Source organism: Streptomyces sp. NPDC006691, assembly GCF_042869955.1.
GTDB lineage: Bacteria > Actinomycetota > Actinomycetes > Streptomycetales > Streptomycetaceae > Streptomyces.
In genome coordinates, this window is the sequence record NZ_JBIAGW010000040.1 from 21596 (window position 1) to 27595 (window position 6000).

At 67.5% G+C, this 6000-nt stretch carries 4 protein-coding genes; 1 reads left to right on the forward strand and 3 read right to left on the reverse strand.

What is annotated here, in order from left to right:
• Positions 1 to 280: 280 nt before the first annotated feature.
• The gene (locus tag ACFYNP_RS37500) at positions 281 to 1525 is read left to right on the forward strand and encodes a hypothetical protein (protein ID WP_388791868.1); all 1245 of its coding nucleotides are present in this window, start codon (positions 281 to 283) and stop codon (positions 1523 to 1525) included.
• Positions 1526 to 1707: 182 nt separating this feature from the next.
• On the opposite strand, the gene ACFYNP_RS37505 is transcribed toward ACFYNP_RS37500, so the two are convergent.
• The 3 genes from ACFYNP_RS37505 to ACFYNP_RS37515 form a co-directional block, all read right to left on the reverse strand.
• Positions 1708 to 3912 carry a hypothetical protein gene (locus ACFYNP_RS37505; protein ID WP_388791870.1) on the reverse strand — a complete coding sequence of 735 codons (2205 nt, stop codon included), beginning with the start codon at positions 3910 to 3912 and terminating at the stop codon, positions 1708 to 1710.
• Positions 3909 to 4595, reverse strand: a complete 687-nt coding sequence (locus tag ACFYNP_RS37510) for an ABC transporter ATP-binding protein (RefSeq protein WP_388791872.1) — start codon at positions 4593 to 4595, stop codon at positions 3909 to 3911. The genes ACFYNP_RS37505 and ACFYNP_RS37510 overlap by 4 nt, the downstream gene beginning before the upstream one ends.
• A 718-nt stretch (positions 4596 to 5313) precedes the next feature.
• Positions 5314 to 6000 (reverse strand): RHS repeat-associated core domain-containing protein (locus tag ACFYNP_RS37515; RefSeq protein WP_388791874.1); only part of this gene is annotated, 687 nt, incomplete at its 5' end.

Genomic DNA, 6000 nt, shown 5'->3' on the forward strand with positions numbered 1-6000 from the left:
GTTGGCTGGCCTGCAGGTAAAGGTGATGGCCATTTCCGGCGACCACCTGCGTCCTTGACCGCTGCAACGACTCATCGTCGCCGAGGTAGGCAGCCGAGTCGTACACCTCCACGAGCCTGTAGCCCGGCCGGGCATTAGTGCTGTATTCGGTAATGAGAGGCACAAGGACTCCGTACTGCTCCGCTTTGGCTCCAGCGAGTGTGGGACTCCGGGGCTGTCGACTGGTCCGGAACCGGGCTGACCAGGCCGGTCGAGGAAGCATTGTAGTGGTCCCACTTCAGTGGCAATCGGTCCAGGTTCGATACGGCTGCAATGGGCCGACCCTGCGCTGCAAGGCCAGCTGGACTTCACCGGCCCACAGGCCTGGCCGGGCCTGGCCACCCACACAGTCCCCGACGCCCGCACCGGCGGCGGAGCGGCCCACGGGCAAGGCCGGCAGATCCTGATCGGGGACTTCTCCGCCGAGGACTGCGATGACTACCTCGCCCGCCGCCTCACCCGCGACCAGCAGCCCCTCATACCCGCGGACATCCGCGCCGTCATCACTGCCCGCTCCCACGGGCTCCCCCTCTACCTGGACCTGTCGGTGATGCGGTTCCTTGAGATCCGCCGCCAGGGCGGATCCCCCAGCCCCACCGATTTCGAGGCGGACTTCGCCGCCCTGATCGCCCGCACCTTGCAGGACCTCACCCCCGACGAACGCCATGTCCTGCGCTCGGTCAGCCTGCTGGACGCCTTCGGCGTCACGCTCGCCACCCGCGCCGCCGGCCTTGCCCGCGAAGCACCAGCCCTGCGCCTGGTCGAGCGGCCCTTCGTCCAGCAGGACCCGTTCGCCCTGTGGCCGTTCCATCTCCACGGGGTGGTCGGCTCCACCATCCGCACTGCCGACGACCCCACCGACGACCGCTGGAGCCCCACCGACTGGCAGCACGCCGCCCAGCGCGCCCTGACCGCACTGGGCGAACAATGGACCACCGCGGCCAGTCCCCGGTCCGGCAGGAAGCTGCTGGTGGGCTGTCTGCGCCAGGGCCTGCGCCTGGCCCGCGAACACCGTCTGGAGCTGGACTGGCTCGCCGAGGCGGGCCGACGCCGAACTCGCCCTTGCCGAGCAGTACCTGACGGGGCTGAACCTTCGCGCCACCCGCATCACCCTCCAGACCACCGCCCTCGTCCGCGACGCCGGAACCAGCAACAGCGACCTGGGAGAACGTGCGCGGCTGCTGCGCGCCGACATCGCGGCCGCCGGCCTCGACTCCGCCCGGGCCACCCTCGAACGCGCGATGTGCTTCCACCACGCCGTCCGCGGCGCCGCCGACTGCGCCGCGGCCTCCATCGCCCGTCTGCACGACCTCACCCGAGGCGGCGACTACGCGTACTACGTCGACATCGCCCACTTCAGGCCGGACTCCCCCACCAGCCCCACTCCACGGTCCGATGGCTCCACGGGCCGGACGCCGCATGGAACAACTGGCGCCGGATCATCACCACCCGGCAGGAGTTCCTCGAAAGGGGCGGCCGCCTGTGACTGTGGCAGATTCCGCCTACCGGGGCCCGTTCGCCGGGTAGGCCGTGCTGCACCTCACCGTCGAGACCGTGAACAGCCCAAAGTCGCCAACGGATTCGTTTTAGTCACAGGTGATGTTGGCGACTGCCGCAGATGGTGAACCGTCAGACCGCCACGGGCACCGCGCGGGCCATGGTCTGGAATCAGTCCGCCCGGGGCCGCCATTGCCGGGTTTCTCTCTTGGAGGCCAAGCTGGCTGCTCCTGCTGCAACGGCAGCGAGTACCAGGGTCAGAACGAGTAGTTCGATGCACAGGCTCAAGGACAGCTGGGCTCCTTGGCTGCCGCCGCTGATGGGCTGGGCCAGTACGACGTAGGCCGCTACGCCCCCGGCTCCAGCGATGGTGATGGGGAGGCTGAGTGACCACAGTGCTGCGGTGCGGAAGATGGTGCTGTTTCCGGTGAGCACCGTGAGTGGCGCGAGGGTGCGGGCGAAGCGGATGAACTCTGATAGCGAGGAGAAAACCATGGCGGTGGCCATGTACAGGGTGCCGATGGTTCCAAGGAAGGGGATCCAGCGGGCTTGCAGGCCAAGGATGTTGGAGCCGTTTCCCTCGGAGAGCGGGCGGATGACGGAATCTGTGCTCAGGGTGAGGCGGGCGGCGCGTTTGATGGCGGGGAGGTCGAGGGCGCTTCCGTCAGGGGTGAAGACAACAAGCCAGGTGTCCTCGGGGTCGAGGCGGGCGGTCGGACCGGTGCGCACGGTGGCAGGGGTGTCCCCGAAGTAGGCGTACGTGGTGGCTCTGAGGCGCCGGTCAAGCTGCTGAGTGGTTATCTCTGGAGATTCGTGCCCTGCCGGGCAGGGCAGGTGGAGGGCCGTCAGATCTGCGCAGGGCGCCTGGATCAGGCGGCGGCTGCTGGAGCCATCCGGTGACAGGTTCACGTGCCCGAGCGACACCATGTGGATGCCGCCGGGGAGCGCGGCCCTGAATTCGCTGCTCGGGCGGGCGCGGTCGGCGGCCTGTACCAGAGCCATGCTTTGACCCCGGGCGGAGCCGACGTATTCGTTGTCGTCCGACCGGTTGTAGAGCAGGGTACTGATGAGCTGGGTCTGGCCGATGACGCCGATAGCGATGATCAATGTGGCGACCAGGCGTACGACAGCTCCAGGGTGTGCGGCCAGACGGCGGGCAGCGATCAGCCGGCCGGGCTCGCCTGTTCGATGCGCCGCGGCGGCCATGCGAGATGCGTAGCGGGCGGTGATCCACCCAATCACGGGAGCCAGCGTGGCCCACACTCCCAGGACGGCGAAGAGATAGCCGAAGGCGGAGCGCTGGCCGCCGCCGAGCAGAGGCCCGGTTGTGACCGCGAGGAGGAGGAAGGCCGGGCAGGCGGCAAGGGCCAGGCGCCGCAGCACGCCGGCTTCGGTCACCCTGATGCCGGTGCGGTGAGTGCGGCGGTCGGCGGAGGGCTGCAAGAGCAGGGTGACCGCGATGACGAAGGCCACTGCGCCGGCCAGTGCGAGGACCAGGCTGCCAGCTGCGTGGCGCAGGTCCGTTGCGGCCAGGGTGAAGTTGATCCACGGCAGCGTGAGGTTAAAGAAGAGGGCGGGGGTCACGAGTGCTGCGGCTGCGATGGCGCCGGTGAGGACGGGGAGTGCGGCGGCGCCGAAATCCATCCAGGCGCGTGCTGCGCGGTTCGCGCCGAGGACGGCCAACAGGCGAGCTCGGCGGTCGTGGCCTGGTGCTCCCATGCGGGCGGCGGCCACGGTGAGTCCGGCGGCCGGCAGTCCCAGCAGCGCCAGCATGATCAAGTTGAGCTGGGTGGCCCGGTCGCTCTCGATGGCCTTTAGGTCTCCGAAGGATGGACCGATCGAGCCGAATCCCACGATGGGGTCGAGATAACTGGAGTTGAGCATGGCCTGGCTCGGGCGTGTGTAGACGAGGCGCTCGCCGGGGGTGGCCAGTCCGGTCTGCTCGATCTGGCCGACGGCCTGTCCGTAGCGGTGAGTGAAGTCGGCGTCGGCCGGCGCGTGCGCGAGGGCGGGAGAGAGGAAGGCTTCGCCGGGGGCGGGCCAGCGAGGCAGGCCGGGGGGAAGCGGGGCGTCGGCGGTCAGTGGCCACACGATGACCACCGAATACTGGCGGCCCTGTTCGCTGTCCCAGTAGCGGCTCCATAGCGCTTTGGGCTGCTGGCCGTGCTCGGCCATGACCGGGTTGCGCGCCTGGCCCCGTGTTTCGCGGGCATCGAAGGTTGCTGCCGAGGCGACGAAGGCGACGCCGGTCAGGGCAGCAACCACGGTGGCCATCACCAGCGCCAGGAAACGGGTCCGGCCGCTTTCGCCGGCTCGGGCGGCTGTCACGCCGGTGCGCAGCATCTGCCACCACAGCGGCGCCCTGGTGCGCTTCACGCCGCTCCCCGGATCGTGGCGTCGACCAGCTTTCCTTGGCTCAACTCAAGTACCCGGTCGGCTCGTTCGGCCACCGATGCGTCGTGGGTGACGACCAGCAGTCCGCAGCCGTCTTGTCCCGGAACGTTGAAGAGGACGTCCGCGACCTGGTCGCGGGCCTGCTCATCCAGAGCACCGGTCGGCTCGTCCGCCAGGAGCAGGCAGGGGTGCGACATCAGGGCCCGGGCCACGGCCGTGCGCTGGCGCTCACCGCCGGAGAGGTCGGCTGTAGCCGTCGTGCCGACCGGCACGCCCAGGGAGAGGAGGAGTTCCTCGGCCCGTTTGAACGCCTCGCCCCGGTCTCCTTTGGCCAGCAGGGCTGGCAGAGCCACGTTCTCAACGGGGGTCAGTTCTGGCAGCAGTTCACCGAACTGGAACACCATCCCGATGTGCTGTTGCCGCCACCGGGTTAGTGTCGAGCCTCGCATCGCCGACATGTCTTGTCCGGACACCAGGATCTGTCCCGAGAGCGGCTTGATGAGGCCAAGGACCAAATTGAGCAGGGTGCTCTTGCCCGACCCGGAGGGGCCCATCACAGCGACCGATTCTCCCACCCCCACGGAGAGGTCCATCGCGGACAGCAGCCGGCGGCCGCCGATCTCGTAATCAAGCCCACTGATGCCCAACGGCCCCTCAGCCGACACCGCGCCACCCCACACCCTCAAGCCTGCTCTGCACCTGGCACAGCAGGGATCTCGTCGTCTTTCTTCTACGTTCAGGGCGGGGCGGGTGCCACGTATGGCACACCGCCCCGCCCCTGCCTAACCGTCCGTCAGGCCCTCACGTTTACCCGTGGGCGTGGTTGTCCGTCCACCAGTCACTGCAGTCATCCGGCCAGTTGTCGATGCCCACGCAGGCCTGCATGTCCCAGATCCGGCCGCCGCTCGGGCTGTATGCCGTGCTTCCGCCCATAGGCAGAGGTCTCCGCGGGATCGGCGACTGCCCGGTCAGGTCGGATCTGTCTGCCGGCCGGCACCTTAGCCCTCGCGGGCACTATGTGTTACGCCAGATAAATGAGTATCCACAGATAACGATGAGCGCGATAAGAAAAATGTCCAAGATTAATCCAGTCGGCGCGCCCGTGGAGGGGGCGAAAACGCCCGCCGTTTTTTGCATTATTTCTTCCTCCGCATGTAGATCCATACGGAAATCGCAATGAACAAGGCTCCGAAAATTACGGGAATTAACCCGGCCAGCACATTCCTGTTGACCATAGCGCCAAATCCCAGCACGAGAAGCGCGATTCCCGCCGCGGATGCTATTAAAAGTTTCAGCTTGATCACTCGGGCTCCTATTTAGCGTGCGACTTGAGAGGGGCGGAGGTCAGGGCGGGGATCGCCTGACCTCCGCTCATATGCGCGATTACTGTGCCGCTGCGGTCCCTGCTGTGGCTGCGGCCGCAAGGCCACCGGCCAGAACGGTGCACCCCGTGATGCCCGCTCCGACTGATGCCCCTAGTGTGGGCACTGCGCCAGCAGCGACAGCGGCTCCACAGAGGGCTTCCGCTCCAATTCCCACCAAAATCCCAACCTCAAGCGCGAAGGCTCCCTTGGAGTCGCCGCTCAGGACCTTTTGCGTAAGGGATGCCCAGTCGAGCACTCCCGAGATGTTACCGAAACTGAGCATGCCAGATGGATCACTGTGGTTAACGGGATCTCCCCCCGCGTACAGATACGGGTTGGTTTCCTGGCCGCTGGGGTCGGTGGTGGTGAAGCGGGCGAGGTTGGGGTCGTAGGAGCGGGCGCCCATTTTGTAGAGGCCGGTGGGGTCGAGGTAGGTGCCGGCGTAGCGGTAGGGCTGGGGGACTGTTTCGACGGGGGTGGTGCGGGGCTGGCCGGTGGGTGTGTAGGTGTAGCTGTGGGTGCGGGTGCCGGTGGGGTCGACGAGGCCGAGGACGTTTCCGGTGGCGTCGGTGAGGTAGTAGTAGCTCTTCCCGTCCCTCGTCATGGAGTTGAGGGTTCCCGCCGGCTCGCGGACAAATCCCGTGTCCTGGCTGCCGGTTGTGGACGCGGCGAGTCCGGTCTGGGTCTGGTGGAACCAGGTGTCGCC